Origin of the sequence: Nonomuraea sp. NPDC049695, from assembly GCF_040674955.1 — a bacterium.
Taxonomy (GTDB): Bacteria; Actinomycetota; Actinomycetes; order Streptosporangiales; family Streptosporangiaceae; genus Nonomuraea; species Nonomuraea helvata.
Genome location: NZ_JBFANV010000007.1, coordinates 23,627 through 38,664 on the forward strand (window position 1 = coordinate 23,627; position 15,038 = coordinate 38,664).

At 68.4% G+C, this 15,038-nt stretch carries 14 protein-coding genes and 1 tRNA gene; 5 read left to right on the forward strand and 10 right to left on the reverse strand.

The features are described 5' to 3' along the window. The first annotated feature begins 37 nt into the window (after positions 1–37). Positions 38–571 carry a hypothetical protein gene (locus AB0J64_RS08640; RefSeq protein WP_364022785.1) on the forward strand — a complete coding sequence of 178 codons (534 nt, stop codon included), beginning with the start codon at positions 38–40 and terminating at the stop codon, positions 569–571. On the opposite strand, the gene AB0J64_RS08645 is transcribed toward AB0J64_RS08640, so the two are convergent. Beyond that, entirely contained in the window at positions 546–1,073 is a 528-nt protein-coding gene (locus AB0J64_RS08645; RefSeq protein WP_364022788.1) for a DUF305 domain-containing protein, read from the reverse strand. The genes AB0J64_RS08640 and AB0J64_RS08645 overlap by 26 nt on opposite strands. A 136-nt stretch (positions 1,074–1,209) precedes the next feature. Here AB0J64_RS08645 and AB0J64_RS08650 point away from each other — a divergent pair, with 136 nt between their 5' ends. Next, complete coding sequence (locus AB0J64_RS08650) at positions 1,210–1,776, forward strand: hypothetical protein (RefSeq protein ID WP_364022791.1); 567 nt, start codon at positions 1,210–1,212, stop codon at positions 1,774–1,776. Then, positions 1,770–2,861, forward strand: coding sequence for a hypothetical protein (locus AB0J64_RS08655; protein ID WP_364022794.1), 1,092 nt, complete (start codon positions 1,770–1,772; stop codon positions 2,859–2,861). The genes AB0J64_RS08650 and AB0J64_RS08655 overlap by 7 nt, the downstream gene beginning before the upstream one ends. Before the next feature lie 31 nt (positions 2,862–2,892). Here AB0J64_RS08655 and AB0J64_RS08660 read toward each other — a convergent pair whose 3' ends face one another. Together AB0J64_RS08660 and AB0J64_RS08665 are read right to left on the reverse strand one after the other, a co-directional pair. Next, a complete protein-coding gene (locus AB0J64_RS08660) occupies positions 2,893–3,351 on the reverse strand; it encodes a bacteriocin immunity protein (protein ID WP_364022797.1) in 459 nt (152 codons plus the stop codon). Positions 3,352–3,365: 14 nt separating this feature from the next. After that, a complete protein-coding gene (locus AB0J64_RS08665; RefSeq protein ID WP_364022800.1) occupies positions 3,366–3,917 on the reverse strand; it encodes a hypothetical protein in 552 nt (183 codons plus the stop codon). A gap of 161 nt (positions 3,918–4,078) precedes the next feature. Between AB0J64_RS08665 and AB0J64_RS08670 the strand changes: the two genes are divergently transcribed. Continuing rightward, positions 4,079–4,459: a hypothetical protein gene (locus tag AB0J64_RS08670; RefSeq protein WP_364022803.1), complete on the forward strand. Its 381-nt coding sequence runs from the start codon at positions 4,079–4,081 to the stop codon at positions 4,457–4,459. 36 nt (positions 4,460–4,495) lie between these two features. Here the strand turns inward: AB0J64_RS08670 and AB0J64_RS08675 are convergent, their stop codons facing one another. The 3 genes from AB0J64_RS08675 to AB0J64_RS08685 form a co-directional block, all read right to left on the reverse strand. After that, on the reverse strand, positions 4,496–5,734 hold the full coding sequence (locus AB0J64_RS08675) for a DUF6596 domain-containing protein (RefSeq protein WP_364022806.1): 1,239 nt from the start codon (positions 5,732–5,734) through the stop codon (positions 4,496–4,498). Positions 5,735–5,755: 21 nt separating this feature from the next. Then, a complete protein-coding gene (locus AB0J64_RS08680) occupies positions 5,756–6,148 on the reverse strand; it encodes a YciI family protein (RefSeq protein ID WP_364022809.1) in 393 nt (130 codons plus the stop codon). Positions 6,149–6,297: 149 nt separating this feature from the next. Further along, a tRNA-Thr gene (locus tag AB0J64_RS08685) sits at positions 6,298–6,374 on the reverse strand. A 166-nt stretch (positions 6,375–6,540) separates the two neighbouring features. Here AB0J64_RS08685 and AB0J64_RS08690 point away from each other — a divergent pair. Continuing rightward, on the forward strand, positions 6,541–7,425 hold the full coding sequence (locus AB0J64_RS08690; RefSeq protein WP_364022812.1) for an alpha/beta hydrolase: 885 nt from the start codon (positions 6,541–6,543) through the stop codon (positions 7,423–7,425). A 3-nt stretch (positions 7,426–7,428) separates the two neighbouring features. On the opposite strand, the gene fxsT is transcribed toward AB0J64_RS08690, so the two are convergent. From fxsT to ricT, 4 genes are all read right to left on the reverse strand, one after another. After that, entirely contained in the window at positions 7,429–11,325 is a 3,897-nt protein-coding gene (gene fxsT / locus AB0J64_RS08695) for an FxSxx-COOH system tetratricopeptide repeat protein (protein WP_364022815.1), read from the reverse strand. Between the two features lie 210 nt (positions 11,326–11,535). Further along, positions 11,536–13,770: an FxsB family cyclophane-forming radical SAM/SPASM peptide maturase gene (locus tag AB0J64_RS08700; protein WP_364022818.1), complete on the reverse strand. Its 2,235-nt coding sequence runs from the start codon at positions 13,768–13,770 to the stop codon at positions 11,536–11,538. A gap of 26 nt (positions 13,771–13,796) precedes the next feature. Next, positions 13,797–13,973, reverse strand: a complete 177-nt coding sequence (locus AB0J64_RS08705; RefSeq protein WP_364022821.1) for a hypothetical protein — start codon at positions 13,971–13,973, stop codon at positions 13,797–13,799. A 158-nt stretch (positions 13,974–14,131) separates the two neighbouring features. Further along, positions 14,132–14,977: a regulatory iron-sulfur-containing complex subunit RicT gene (gene ricT, locus AB0J64_RS08710; RefSeq protein ID WP_364023327.1), complete on the reverse strand. Its 846-nt coding sequence runs from the start codon at positions 14,975–14,977 to the stop codon at positions 14,132–14,134. Positions 14,978–15,038: the final 61 nt, after the last annotated feature.

Below are 15,038 nucleotides of genomic sequence, written 5' to 3' on the forward strand. Positions count from 1 at the left end.
CTAATCACTTCTCGGCGTCGGCGTCTATGATTTCGCCATGAAGCGTGCGGTGGCGTGGATCGCGGCCGTCTTGGCGGTCCTGGCGGTGGTCGGGGTGGGCGGCGCGGGCTGGTATTACTCGGGCCTGGTGATCGACCCCTCGCACGGGGGATCGTACCCCTTGGAGGTGCTGGCCTTCGACGGCTCGAAGGTCACGCTGAAGGGCGGCTCCGACACCGCGGCGCCCGGCACGTACGGACTGACCTGGCGTGACGGCAACGCCACGCTGGGGCCGGTGATCTCCGCCTCCGGCTCCACGGTCGTCAGGCAGGTGACCCGCGTGCGGCGGGGCACGCTCGCACCCGGGGTCCGGCACGCGAAGGAGTTCAGGCAGCCGATCCTGCTCTTCGTGGACGACGACGACGCCAGCGTGCCCATCGAGCCCTCGCTGCGCTTCGCACGGCTCAGGCCGGACCTGGTGACGCTCGTACGCACCCGCGGCGGCGGCCACGTGGGCTCGTGGAACGTCGCCCAGGCACGCTACGAGCAGGCACTGCGTACCTTCGTCACCGCTTCAGCAGTTTCGTCATGATCGCGATCTCGCCCTCGCGCGAGTCCCGCACCTGGCCGGCCCACTTCTGAACGGCCGGATCGGCCCCGCCCTTCACCTCGGCGACGGCCATCCCGACGGCGTCGCCCTGATGCGCGACAAGCAGGTTGAGCAGGTCGTACTCGAAGTTCTTCGACTTCTTCAGCGCCTGGATGCGCTTGACGTCGGTCTCGGGCATGCCGCCGTGGTGATCGTGCGCGCTCGCGGGAGGCGAGAGCGGCTGCTCCCAGGAGTGCAGCCAGCGCAGCATCATCTCGACCTCGTCCTGCTGCGTGCTCGCGATGGCCGCGGTCAGGGTCCTGAGCTCCGGCGTGGTGGCACGGGCGGCGCCCAGCCTGGCGATCTCGATGCCCTGGCGGTGATGCGGCACCATCATCTGGACGAACATCACGTCCTGGGCGTTGACGGGGACGTCCTGGGGCCTGGCCGTCTGCGCGCAGGCGGAGATGAGCAGGAGGGCCGCCAAGGCGGGCCATGCACGCACCGGCCTCACCCCTCACTCATAAGAAACCTTCCTAAGAGTTTCTATCGGGCACCTCCGGCGGTCAACCAGCGACCTTGAGCAGCGCGCCCTGCGGTGCTGTCATGATCTCTGTGGTGCCTCACCGACGGGATCCGCGATGTCTCCTCGCTCACTCGTGCTGCCGGCCGCCTCACTCTGCGCGGGCGGCCTCGCGGCGCTGGCGTACTTCCACGACTCCGATCTGGTCCTCTTGAGGGAACACCTGAATCATCCGTTCGCGCTCGGTGCGCTGGCCTGCCTCCTGATGGCATGGGCCGCCGTCGGGCTGCGGTGGAGGTGGCTACGCCTCCTGATCGGCATCCTTGCCTGGCTGGGCGCGGGTGGCGCGCTGTTCGTGGGGCTGTTCGCCCTCGCATTCACCGCTACCGAGGATGTCGGCTTCGTCGACGGACCGGCCCCGTACCGGATCCGGCTCCAGCAGTCGCCGGCGGGTCTCGGGCCGGACAGGGTGATGTGGCTCAGCGTCCGCAGGGACGGAGGGTTGCTCAGTAGGGAGTGGGATCTCGGCTGCTTCAACGACGACGCCCCCGACGACACCTTCGAGTCGGTCAAGTGGACGGGGCCGAGTTCGGTGGAGATCCAGGTGGCCGACGGGCGAACGTTCCCCATAACCTTGGACCCCATCTCGGGCCGGCCCCAGAGCACCGCCACCCTCAATTGCTGACAGCCACCGGTCGATCTGGGAAGACGTGCGTTGATCGTCCCTCTGACAAACGACGTGATGACAAGATCGCGGGGATGTCGGACACTGGCCGGATGGATGACGCAGCGCCTGAGATGTCCGATCCCGAGGACCTTGCCCTGTGGGCGCTGCACTGCTACTGCCCAAATGCGAAACGAACGCCCCACCAAGTGGTGTCCGACGGCAACAACGGACGGATCTTGTACGCGGCACGGCACGGTGCCCTGAGAAGCCATTTAGACATTTCCGACGCGCAGCTCTCTCAGCTGTTGGAGTTCGGGCTCCTGGAACGTGATGGCGAGAAGCTCCGGACCGCCTTCCCGGTGCTGGGCGTACGCGAGATGACCCCTCTGCGGGCAGCTCTACGCCGGCTGGCGACTCCTTTGGTGGACGCCGTCGAGAAGCCGACCCGAGACATCGCCGCGGAACTGCGGCACCGCGGGCTTCGTCACAGCTTGTACGCCATGGTGTTCGGCTACGCGCTGGACCTGCTGCTGTGGCAGCAGTTGCGCGCCGAAGCCGCCGTGCCTGACACGACGCTGACTGCTGAGCGCCCATGGTGGAACGGGGCATTCTGGGCCATCCACCCACCACGCGCCGGCAGTTCCGGCACGAACTTCTACCGCCTGGACGAGGATCTCACCCTGGTGGCCGTCTGGTCGGAGGCCACCCTGCGCCGCCTGGACGACTTGGCCACCACGCCCGGGATGGCGGAGTCGCTGCGAGATCGCCACACGACCGTGGTCACCGATCCGGAAGGACATCTCTGGCGTGTGCGGCTCGACGACGGCCGCTCTGCGATACCGCTCGTCGGGGTGGGCGACGCCCTCGACGACCTTGCCTCCGCGCTCGCCGCTCCCGTCTCCGCTTTCCTGCTGAGCCGCGCCTGCCAGGAGGCGCACAGGTACGTCTCCACCGACGATCGGACCGTGGCCACCGTGATCATCTCCCACGAGCTGATTTGGGAGATCACCGAACAACTCATCGCACGCGGAACCTGCACACGCGCGCCCCAAGGCGACGATCTGACCGGCCTGCTGCTCCTCCTGGCGAACCGGGGCTCGTGATCGAGTAGCACGGCGAGAGCGCGGGTCGGTTTCACAAGGGGATAGGGCGGTAACGCAGAGCGGCTTCGACGATCTCCTCCGGGGTGGCGTCTCGCAGCTCTTCCGGAGGCCAGAAGATCAGGTCGCTGACCCCTGGGTGCAGCACATCGGCTTCGAGCAGCGCCAAGTAGTGATCGCTCTCCGGGTCGGCCTCCATGATCCGGCGCACGACTTCTGCCAGTTCTGCCTGGGTTATGTCCGGCACTTTCGCTGGGGCCGGGCGGGCGGCGTTCCTGGCGACATCCTCCAGATCTTCCGACTCCCAGTACGCGGCGAAATGTCGAGGCTCGTAGCTGTGGCCGGTCTGCTCATTGAGCGCTGCTACGGCCTGGCGCGCCTCCGGCATTCTGCCTTCTTCTATGAGTTGGGCGATCCGGTCGATCTCAGCGCTCAGCCGCTCCACGAGTTCCCTGGGCACCGGTGGGGGAAGCAATTCCGATCGTAGATCCATGCCGGACATTGTTCCTACCGAGAGGGCCTGTGACGGCGACGCCAGTACGCGACCGCCAGGGCCGCCAGCAGCGGCCCCCACAGCAGCAGCGGCGCGTAGGCCACGACGGCCAGCACGCCCTTCCAGTCGTCGAAGTTCAAGGGGAAGTACGAGGGAAGCGCGCGGCCGTGGACGTCCTGGCCGCGCAGGATGTTGACGGCCACGAACGTCCACATCCACGTGAGCACGGCGGCCCCGAGCGCGGCGGGGACTACGGCGGCCAGCGGCGGCACCCTGCGGCCGCCCAGCGCCGGGATCCAGCGTGGGAACACCTCACCCCAGCTCGCGATCAGGCCGAAGGCGGTGAACGCCACCGCTTCCGAGAAGATCGACAGCAGCACCACGTACAGTTCGCCCGGCATCCCCAGCGTCGGCTCGGGGCCGATGGGCGACGGAGTGATGATCGGCAGGTGGAAGGTCATCGCCCCGATCCGCCACAGGCTGGCGGGCAGCACAGCGAGGGCGATCGTCCAAGCGGCGATCTTGGCCCAGCGGGGCACGCCGGGCACGGGCATGTGGATGGTCATGTACGGACGATCGCAGCCACACCGGACTCCGATGATCACCAAGACGAGGGACCGGCCTCCCCCACGCAGGGGAACCACGCGGTGACGCGCACGTTCGGCCGACTTCCGCCCCACTCGCCCGACTTCCACGTCCACGGACGCTCCGTGCGGCACTTGGCCGGATGGACGACGGACTGGCTGCGGCGGTGGGACGGCTCCGGGAGACGTTCGTCCGCTACCCGCGCCGGACAGTGCTTGAAGGGTGTCCGCACTGTCGTGGTTCCGTGCTGGTGGATGAGCATGACCTGTTCTCGTTGACGATCAGCCTTGGGGGCACGGTCGGGACCAGCGACGACGTGAAGAGCCTGGTGCCGTTGCTGCTGGAGCGGCTCGCCACTGGAAATGAGCTTATGCCGAGCATGGTTTTGACCTTGCTGGTCCAGCAGGGCTGGCGGACCTGGCCGACGGCCGAGCAGGAGGCCACAACCGCAGGTCACACCCACTCGTGCACACCCCGCATCGGACAGCTCATGGCGACGGATCACCCTCTACATGATCCATAACTCACGATCAACATGACAGCGCATTGCCGACGCTGCCTAGCGTCCCAGCCGGCGCAGTCGCCGGTTGAGGTAGCGCTGCTCCGGCAGGCTCGTCGTCAGCTCCGCGGCCCGCAGGTAATGTTCGGCCGCCGTCTCCACATCGCCGTTCAGCTCCAGCAGATGGGCGCGTACGGCATACAGCCGGTGATGCCGCCGCATCGCGGGATCGGTCAGCAGTGGATCGATCAGGGCCAGGCCGACCGCCGGGCCGTGGGCCATCGCAGCGGCGACGGCATGGTTGAGCGTCACAGTCGGGGAGGGAGCGACTCGGCTCAGCATGTCGTACAGAATGCTGATCTGCATCCAGTCGGTGGCCTGGTAGGTCGATGCCTCCGCGTGCACCGCGGCGATCGCCGCCTGGATCTGGTAACGGCCGACGTGCCCCCGCGGCAGCGTCTGCTCCAACAGCGCGACACCCTCGGCGATCAGATCGCGCCGCCAGCGGGAGCGGTCCTGCTCGGCAAGCGGCACCAGATCACCGGCAGAGTCGGTCCGCGCCGGCAGCCGCGCGTGCGTGAGCAGCATCAGCGCCAACGCGCCGGACACCTCGTCATGGTCGGGCAGTGCAACGTGCACCTGGCGGGTGAGCCGGATCGCCTCCTCGGCGAGTTCGACGTCGGCCAGGGTCCCACCGGAGGTGCGCGTGTAGCCCTCAGTGAACACCAGGTGGCAGACGTCGAGCACAGCGGCCACCCGGGCCGGCAGTTCCTTCTCGGACGGCATCGCGAACCGTGCGCCCGCGCCACGCAGCATCGCGCGGGCGCGGCTGAGGCGCTGGGTCATCGTGCGGACCGGCACCAGGTACGCGGTCGCGATCTGCTCCACGCTCAACCCGGCTACCGCCCGCAGGCTGAGCGCCACCTGCGACGGCCTGCTCAGTGCAGGATGACAGCACAGGAAGAACAGGCGGAGCCTGTCGTCGACCTCAGTTGCGGGAACCTCGTCCGCTCCAGGCGCCACGCCGGCATCATCCGGCTGTCGCGCCCCGTCCAGCACCTCGCGGCGGGCGCGGGCCGAGTCGGCCCGGGCCCGGTCGATCAGGCGCCGCGACGCGACTCGGATCAGCCACGCCCTCGGATTGTCGGGAACCCCACCGATGGGCCATTGAGAAGCAGCGGCCTCCGCGGCTTCCTGGGCCGCGTCCTCGCAGTCTCCCAGGTCGCCGTACCTCCGCACAAGCGCACCGAGGACGTGTGGCGCCTCCCGACGCCACACGTCCGCGAGTATCTGCCGCACCGTACGACCTGCCTGAGATCGCTATTGGTCGTCGCCGCCCGGCCACATCATCGGCCGCAACTCCACCGTCTCTCCGGGGCCGGCGAACTTGGCGGCGACCTCTTCCGCGCGGGCCTGGCTCTCGACGTCGATGAGGAAGAACCCGGCCAGATGCTCCTTGGCCTCCGAGTACGGGCCGTCGCTCGCCAGCGGAGAGCCGTCCTGCCACCGGTACAGTCGTGCGGCCGCGGGGTCGCCGAGCGCCTCTCCGCCGAGCAGTTCGCCGTTGGCCTGCAGTTCGGACATCACCTGCTCGAATTCGGCGTTCAGCCGCTCGCGCACGCCATCTGGCAACTCCTGGTAGGCAGCAAGGTAGTCGCTGGTGGGGTGTCCCCACGGCTGCGGATTGGAGTGGATCAGGATCACGTACTTCATGGCTGTCAGCTCTCGTCTCGTGCGACGGCCGCTCCGTCGCTCGACTGGGACGTCGGTGCGGAGTTGCCGATGTCGACACTATCCGGGAGCTCGAGACGTGCTGGGAGTTGCAAAAGGCCCTCCCGGATGATCCGGAAGGGCCTCTGAACTGGAGCCGCCTTGGGGATTCGAACCCCAGACCCCTTCATTACGAGTGAAGTGCTCTGGCCGACTGAGCTAAGGCGGCGGGCTCTGTAGCTTCGAAGAGTCTACAGGAGCCCAAGGGGTTCTCGCTCCCATCGATCTACCACCCCGAACCGGGCGGCCTCGCTCGGGTATTCACCGGCCTGCCGCGCCGTAGTACCGTGACCGTACTGTCCGGGCACTTCTCCCAAGATCAGACGGAGGATGTCTTGCCCCGTATCGTGGTCGCACCGGATGGCAGAAAGCTGGCGGTCGAGGAGCGGGGTAAGCCCGACGGCACCCCCGTCTTCCTCCTGCACGGCACCCCGGGCAGCAGGCTCGGCCCGTCTCCGCGCGCGCAGGTGCTCTATCGGCTGGGTGTCCGGCTGATCACCTTTGACCGGCCGGGATACGGGCTGTCGGACAGGATGCCGAACAGGACGGTGGCCAGCATCGCCGCGGATGTGGCGGCGATCGCGGACGCGCTCGAGGTCGACGGTTTTGCGGTCGTGGGGCGGTCGGGCGGCGCGCCGCACGCGCTCGCCTGCGCCGCGCTGCTTCCCGAGCGCACGAGGCGAGCGGCCGCGCTGGTCAGCCTCGCCCCGCACAGCGCCGAGGGGCTCGACTGGTTCGCGGGCATGGCGGAGTCGAATGTCTTCGAATATCTGGTGGCGCGGGCGGGCCCGCATCTCGCGGCCACCCGCCTGGCCTCGCTCGCGAGCCAGATCCGGGCGGATCCTGAGGGCAAGGTGCTCTCCATCGCTCAGGAGGGCGGGCGGGCCGACCGCCGGATCGTCTCCGACCACGGGCTGCGCCGGATGATGGTCCGCAACTTCACCGAGGCCCTGCGCCACTCGGCGGACGGGTGGGTGGACGACGTGCTGGCGTTCAGCTCCGATTGGGGGTTCGACCCGGCCGTCATCCGGGTGCCGACCCTGGTGTGGCACGGCGAGAACGACGTGTTCGCCCCCGTGGGGCACGCCCGCTGGCTGGGCCGGCGCATCCCGAACGCGACGGTCTGCATACAGAGCGGGCTGGCGCATCTCGACGCGCTCAGCGTCCTGCCCCGGGTGCTGCCGTGGCTCACCCGGGAGCTCGTCCAACCGGCCGGCTGAGTGTCAGGTGGGCTGTGGTTCGAGGTCTCTGTTGACGCGTCGCCATTTCTGCAGTGCCTGGGTGCATGGATGCGTCTCGCCCAACTTGGCGGTCACCGCGGCGAGAGTCCTTGCGCGTAGGTCGTCCGCCTCTCTCTCCTTGCCGAGCGCGCGCAAGGTGATCGACAGGTTGGCCTGGCAGGCCAGCACATCAGGATGGTCCTCGCCCAGCGTGGCGATGAGGCCGATCAGCGTACGCCGCTCTATGTCCTCGGCCGTCTCCAGCTCCCCCTGGTCGGCGGCGCAGTTCGCCACGTTGATCGAGCAGGCCAGCGTGAACGGGTGGGTGTCCCCGAGATGGCGGCGCAGCGCGGCGAGACTGCCCTCGCCCATCGCGCGGGCCTCCCCGAGGCTGCCGAGCCCGCGCAGGTACGAGCAGAGGTTGTTGGCCGCGGCCGACGTGTACGGATGCTCAGGACCGAGCAGCTCGCTGTAGTCCTTCATCACCGTGCGCGCCATGTCCCTGGCCGCCGCCTTGTCACCCGCTGAGGACATGCAGCAGGCGAGCTCCAGCGCGGCCGCCTTGGCCTCGGGATCGGCCGGGTAGAGCCGGATGTAACGGCTGTAGACGTCACGAGCGTGCTCGCCCGCCTCCTTGCGCTGCCCGGCCCTGCGCAGCGAGACCGCGAGGCTCTTCGTGGCGCGCAGCGCGACGGGATAGTCGTCGTAGTTCAGGTCCACGTAATGCTGGAGCGTCTGTCGCAGCAGAGCGATCGAAGCCTCGAGATCTCCCGCTTCACGCATGTCCCTGGCGAAGTTCTGCGCCGAGTTGAGCGTGTCGGGGTTCATCGGCCCCAGCGCCTGGAGCATGCGCTGATAGATGTCGCCGTCGAGAGCCTTCGCGTTGCGCCAGTCGCCGACGAGGCGGTAGGAGACGGCCAGGTTGTTGGCCGACCGCAGCGCCCGCGGGTGGTCCTCGCCGTACATCTCCTTCCAGCGTTCGTAGACCTCCTTGTCCTGTGCCAGCGCCTCGCGGTACTGCCCGAGCGCCCGCAGGTCCGCGGCGACCCCGCTGGCGGTCAGCAGCGTGTGCGGGTGGTTCTCGCCGAGCAGCGCGCGCTGATGGCCCCAGACCCACTGTTCCAGCTCGTACGCCTCCTGCAGCATGCCACGCGAGCGCTGCACGTTGGCGATGTTGGTCAGCAGATGCAGCCGCTGTCGTTCCAGCCGGCCGAACTCCTGCTCCCAGAACGTGGACAGGCGCTCGCCGAGCTGCAGGGCGTTGTCGTAGTCGCCGCGCTTCCACCAGTACCGCACACGCTCGGTCAGGAGCTGCTTGGTCTCCTCCTCCACACACGTCTCGGCGTTCGACGGGAGGAGGTGAGGCCAGATGAGGTCGTACTTCTCCCAGTTCTCCGGGTCGTCCACCTCACCCTGGCGGGGCCGGGCCCCCACCAGGATGCGGTGCACCTCGTGCGAGACCTTGTCCCTCTCCTCCTGCGCCATCTGGCCGCGGATGACGGCCTGGACGAGGCGGTGGACCTGCAGCGTGTTGCCGCCCTGATCGATCTTGGCCAGCGCGAACCTGCTGATCTCCCTGATGACCCGGCCGAGCACGAGCTTCTCCCCCCGGAGCGACTCGTCGAACGGCACGAGCACGTTCATCGTCTCGTTGCTGTAGAGCAGCGACAGCGAGATGGGGTCGGGCGAGCAGAAGGCGCACAGCTGCAACAGCCGTTCGGCGGCGGGCGAACGCTCCTTGAGCTGGCTCAGCGAGACGTTCCATGTGGCCGCCACCGGGCTCGGGTAGTCGGCGGCCTGGTTCGCCGACAGCACGACGGCCGCCTGGCTCTGCAGCAGTTCGACGTAATCGGAGGCGGGCTGGCCGGTCTCTCTCAGCCACGCCGCGGCCTGCGCGATGGCGAGCGGCAGGTAACCCAGCGCCTCCGCCACCCGCAGGGCCTCTTCCGGGTTGAGGCCGGGCACCGTGCGCATCAGGTGCTCCAGGCTCTCCTCCCGGCTGAACACGTCCACTTCCAGCGGCTTGGCGATGCTGACCCAGGTCGGGTTGCGCGAGGTGACGATGATGTGCCCGGAGCCGCCGGGCATGTACCTCCGCAGGTCCTCCGGATCGCCGGCGTTGTCGAAGATCAGCAACCAGCGCTTGTGCGGCTCGCCGCGTCGCAGCGCCTCGCGTACCGTTTCGGCCGCTTCCACGATGCTCTCGCTGACGGACAGGTGCAGCCGCCGGCCGAGTTCGGCCAGGGCGGGGTTGATCAGATCCGGCTGCTCCGCCGCGATCCACCACACCACGTCGTAGTCGGCCTGGAACCGGTGGGCGTACTCCAGCGCCACCTGCGTCTTGCCGACGCCGCCGAGCCCGTACAGCGCCTGCGGGAGCACGACGGCCTGGTTGCCGCCGGCGAGTTGGTCGCGCAGGCTCTCCAGCGCCTTGTCCCGCCCTGTGAACACGGCGTTCCTCGGCGCGACGTTCCAGACAGCGGGCACCGCACCGGGGAAGCGGGCGCTCAGCACCGCCGGGTCGTTGACCACGGTGGTGGGCTTGCCGACCGCGCGCAGGACGGCCTCGGCGGCCTGCGCGGGCGAGAGCCTGAAGAGATCGACGGCCGGCTGCTCCGAGAAGGGCGGGTCCAGCCGCAGGTCGCCCGAGACCCGCAGGATCGTCAGCCTGGGCGCCAGGTTCAGCTCGGGCCCGGTGGACGTCGCCCAGGCGGCGGCCTGGAAATCCCGCAGATACGCCGTGGACACCACGGCCACGACACCGTCCGCGGACCTGGCTCCATTGCCGTCCCCGACCGCCGACAGCGCCTGCGGGGTGACCCGGAGGTTGGCCTGCCGGAGCACGATCGCGATCCAGTCGGCCCACATGCGGTCTTCCGGCGCGTAGCTGAGCAGGATCTCCTGCTGCAGGGCAGGCTCTCTCCTCGTGAACGACTCCAGCCAGCGCAGCCGTACCGGCTCCTCCATCGGCGCCAGGCCGGTGACCTCGCCCTGCGTGATCACCTCCGTCAGCCGCTCGAAGGACGCGAGCAGCGACCCCGGCGACCGCGGGGCGTCGCCGAAGACCGCCAGTGTCTCCTCGAAGGCGTAGAAGCGCTTGTACGGCACCTCCACCGCCCCCCAGTAACGCTCCCGATCCTCGGCGGGCATGTCCACGAGGAAGCGCTCGAACCGGGAACGCGCGTACGCCCGGCCGGCGTCCGCCTTCTTCTTCTCGCCGTCGTCCACCCGCATCGGGACGGGCAGGATCCTGCGACGGCGGTCGTGACGTTCGCTGATCGCCCTCGCGGCCCGCGCCGCGCCGTCGATGCCCTGATCGCTCATCGTGAAGCAGTCGACGACGATGTCCGGCATGTCGATCGTGCAGATGTCGGCGATGTCGCTCAAGCCGGTCCTGCTGTCGATCAGGCAGTAGTCGTAGTTGCGCCTGATGTCGGCCCGTAAGGCATCCAGGAAGCTGCCGCCGGCCAGCCTCTCGTAGAAGGTGTCCCAGTCGAAGGCGGACAGCAGCGAGGAGTAGTCGCGGTTCTGCTCCCCGGCGGAGAGGAAGTCCAGAGTGCCCTCCCGCGGGAAGCGCCACTCCAGCGAAACCGCGTGCGGCACCACCTTGGCGTACTCAAGATGCCAGTCGGCGTCGTGCCGGCGCGAGCTCGCGGCCTCCCACCTGTACTCGTTGACGATGTCGATCAAGCCGGTGGTCGCGCTCATCACGCTGTCGTCGAGGAACGGCCGGAAGAAGCGGTGCAGCCCCGGTGACTCCAGATCCCAGTCCATGGCCAGCACGCGCAGCCCGTTGCTGGCCAGCACCCAGGCGACATTGGCCACCGCCATCGTCCGCCCGGTGCCTCCCTTGTAGGAGTAGAACGTGACGATCCTGCCTTCGTTTTCGTCCTTGGGCATCGCCGTCTCCTGGCTCCATCAGTCTTGGCCGCCGAGGGCGCATGCGCATAACTAAGGAAAAAATACGCTAATTGCCCGGCCCCCGGAAGGCGGCATTCTTGACATCAACCTCCCAGGCTGTCCGTCGAATGGGACATCAAGCGCGTCCACCTGTCACATATTCGGATTTTTCCGGACGTACATATCGCCACGCAGAATACTGTCCCGCCTTTAGCCGGTCACGACCTCGCCGGCCTCCTGCCACGCCGCCACCGTCTGCCGCATCCGGGCGACGAACCTCTCGCCCAGCGGGGTCAGCGCCTGGCTGCCGGCCAGCGTGCCGGTGGCCGCGAGGGTATGGCCACACCAGCGGGCGAACTCCTCCTGCGCCTTGACCCGCGCCGCGCCTCGTACCACATTTCGCCGCGTACGCCAGAAATCGGTCACCCCGATGTGTGCGTACGTCCCCTGGAACAGCCCCTCCAACGGCCTGGGATCCGTACGCCAGGGCGCGTGGTAGAGCCGGGTGTCGTTCTTGTCGAACAGGTCGAACAGGTCGAGCACGGCGCCCAGCTTGACGTGCTGGTACTCGTGGATGAGCAGCAGGGCGAGCGTCGCGGGGTCACCGGGCAGCGCCGCCGCGACGGCGCCGAAGGCGTGGCGGGCGGTGGAGCTCACGTCGCGCCCGGCGGGAGCGGGGGCCAGCGGGGTCAGCGTGATGAGCCCGCCGCGCAGGCCCTGGGCGTATTGGGGGTATTCCTTCTCGATGAGGCACCACGCCGCCTCGAACGACCGCTGCCAGGTGCTCAGCGCGCTCTCGTCCAGCCGGTCCGCCGCCGGCCACTGGTGGCAGTCGCGATGCGGGTCGGCGTCCTCCAGGACGAGCGAGAAGTCGCCGCAGCTCACCGTCCGCACCGCAAGCCACTCCGGCCCCGTGGTTCCGGCGATCCCGATGTCACCCGCCTGCGCGACGAGCGTCACCGTGTCCCCGTCCACGCCGCGCAGCGTGCCCACGGTCGGCAGGTGGACGGCGCCCTCCTCGACGGCCACCCGCAGCGTCACGTCCTGGCCCGCGCGGATCAGCGCCGCCGCCGCGATGTTCGCCAGGTACGTGGCCTCGCCCGCGCCGCTCAGGCACTCCACCGCCCACACCCGGACGTACGGATGCGCCAGCACCGCTTCGAGCGCTTCGCGATGGTGCCGGTCGAGCCGGGTGAACAGCTCCCACACCCCGTCGGCGGCACGCGCGCGCAGCGCGGCGATCAGCGCGCGGCGCAGGCTGAGCTGCGCGTCCGCCAACCGCTCGATGTCGGCCGCGCCGCCGAATCCGGTCGCGAGCGAGTCGAGGGTGGCGTAGGGGAGCTTGTGCGCGGGCACCTCGGTCTCGTCCCGTATGTGAGTGATCAGTTTGAAGAGATCCGCGCAGTAGACGCTGGGATTGTCGAACGACCCCGCCCGGAACCTGTGCGTGTAGAGCCCGCCCCCGCAACTCGTGACAATGGGGCATTCGCGGCAGGTGGCCGACAGGCTCTCCAGCCCGCCCTGCCTGGCGAGGACACCGGGATGGGCGGCGACCTCGTCAAGGGCGTGCTGGAAGACGTCATAGCCGGTCGCCGGGGCGCCGTCGTACGCGACCTTCAGCGAGTCGACGAGTTCGTACGAGCCGTCGGTGTCGATGACGATCATCGTGCTCGGCTCGAGCCCGACCGCCTCCGACAGGCTCGCCTCGCCCCTGGCCGTCCGGATGATCGACTCGAACAGGCGCACGGACATCGGCCGGCCGTCCGCGTTCCAGCGTTCGAATATGGCGGCCAGCCAGTCGGCGTATGCCGTCGTGGACGACCGCTCAGGCGGGTTGTCCCAGGTGGCGTAGGGGAGCAGGAAGTCTGTTCTGGGCGGCTGGAGCTTCCGCAGCGCCTCGTACACCGTGATCGGTTCGTTGGCCACGTCGATCGTGCAGAGCAGGCCCGCATAGATTTCCGGCCGTTTCCTGAGCAGTTCGACGGCCCGGACGACCTGGTCGTAACTGCTCCTGCCCGACGCGTACAGGCGATGGCGGTCGTTGGCGGCCCTGTCGCCGTCCAGCGAGACGCCGACCTGGATGCCGTGCTCGGCGAACAGATCGCAGAAGCGCTCGTCGAGCAGGATCCCGTTGGTCTGGATGTGAAGGTCGAGCCGACAGTCCCCGTCGAGCGCACCACGCAGCTCGCGAGCGACCTCGTCCAGGCGCTCATGCCCCGCGAGCAACGGCTCACCGCCGTGCAGGACGACATCGATCCTGTCCACGTCGTGCCGTCGCACGTGCTCCGCTATCCGCGCGGCTACGCGGCCAACGGTTTGGGCGGATATGACCTTGGGACGGCTACGCCAGCTCTGATCGGCATGCTCGTATACATAACAGTGGTTACAGGCGAGATCGCATCTACTGTGTAGTTTCAGAACGAACTGCCGGAAAGGAGTAACCACTCCACTCAGCCGTCCCTGACTAGAAGCTAGACGAAGTTGGAGAAGGCCGCGACCGGCACCGTAGGCGTTGCGGAACGGTCCGGCATGATTCGGCGGAGATTATCTTCGAGCATCCGCTCCCCCGGGGCCCCGATTTCAGCAAAGGAAACGTCGCGAAGATCCTTGACCTCGGAGACCAGCTCCCCGCCCTCAACCGTGATCATTGTCATCCGATCCTGTACGTGCTTCGGGTGCCGACGGGATAAGTGTCATGCCCGCTCGAAGATACTCCCACACGACACGACGTACCGGATTAGGACCGTGGAAACTTTTCTGGCCACGCTGTCATAGAGCTCCAGGCCGGCTGAAAGAAGCCTCCGGCTTATGCCTGATCGTGCCCCGGCTCCTGCTCCTTGCCGTACATCGTGTCGTGCTGGATGCGAGGCGAGCACACCGAGGCCGAGGGGCACGCGCAGCGCCTGCCGCCGTCGTCCAGGCGTACCGTCACCGTGTCGGAGGGGACGTTGTGCCCGACCACGGTCCCGTCGCCCTGCGGCGTGCTCACGCGGCTTCCGCTGCGGGGCATCCGGTAACGCGTCTCGACATACAGCGGGTGCTCGTACTTGAGGCAGCACATGAGCCGCCCGCACGCCCCCGCGATCCGCAGGGGATTGACGGGAAGGTCCTGATCCTTGGCCATCCGCACCGAGACCGGCTCGAAGTCCTTCAGGAACGTGGCACAGCACAGGTCACGGCCGCAGGGGCCGATGCCGCCCTGCAGCCGCGCCTCGTCCCTCGGCCCGATCTGCCGCAGCTCGACCCTGGCCCGGAGGTTACGGGCCAGATCGCGTACGAGGGCGCGGAAGTCGACCCGGTGCGGGGCCGAGAAGTAGACCGTGTAGACGTTCTCCTCGTCGAGGTAGTCGATCCCGACGACCTTCATCGGCAGCGTGTGCCGCTTGATCAGCCGCTTGGACACGCTGCGCGCCTCGGCCCTGCGCCGCTTGTTGGCCTCGTCGCGGGCGAGCTGCTCCTCGCCCGCGAGGCCCGCGCACACCGGCAGCCCGTCGATGTCCTCACTCGTGTACTGCGGCGCCCACACGCACTCCGCCACCTCTGGACCCGAGTCCGTCGGCACGAGCACCTTGTCGCCCACCTTCGGGCTGTGCTCGCCGGGATCGAGGTAGTAGAGCCTCCCGTAACGGGTGAAGCTCACGGCCATGATCATTCCCATGGGCTCGAGCTCGCCTCCTGACGGCCTAGGGGTCGTACAGCCACATTACGTGGGG

Coding starts and splice junctions, on each gene's coding strand:
- fxsT (WP_364022815.1), bottom strand. CDS start 11,325: ATGCCCAAGGACGAAAACGAAGGCAGGATCGTCACGTTCTACTCCTAC.
- AB0J64_RS08665 (WP_364022800.1), bottom strand. CDS start 3,917: ATGACCATCCACATGCCCGTGCCCGGCGTGCCCCGCTGGGCCAAGATC.
- AB0J64_RS08705 (WP_364022821.1), bottom strand. CDS start 13,973: ATGATCACGGTTGAGGGCGGGGAGCTGGTCTCCGAGGTCAAGGATCTT.
- AB0J64_RS08640 (WP_364022785.1), top strand. CDS start 38: ATGAAGCGTGCGGTGGCGTGGATCGCGGCCGTCTTGGCGGTCCTGGCG.
- AB0J64_RS08650 (WP_364022791.1), top strand. CDS start 1,210: ATGTCTCCTCGCTCACTCGTGCTGCCGGCCGCCTCACTCTGCGCGGGC.
- AB0J64_RS08680 (WP_364022809.1), bottom strand. CDS start 6,148: ATGAAGTACGTGATCCTGATCCACTCCAATCCGCAGCCGTGGGGACAC.
- AB0J64_RS08660 (WP_364022797.1), bottom strand. CDS start 3,351: ATGGATCTACGATCGGAATTGCTTCCCCCACCGGTGCCCAGGGAACTC.
- ricT (WP_364023327.1), bottom strand. CDS start 14,977: ATGATCATGGCCGTGAGCTTCACCCGTTACGGGAGGCTCTACTACCTC.
- AB0J64_RS08670 (WP_364022803.1), top strand. CDS start 4,079: ATGGACGACGGACTGGCTGCGGCGGTGGGACGGCTCCGGGAGACGTTC.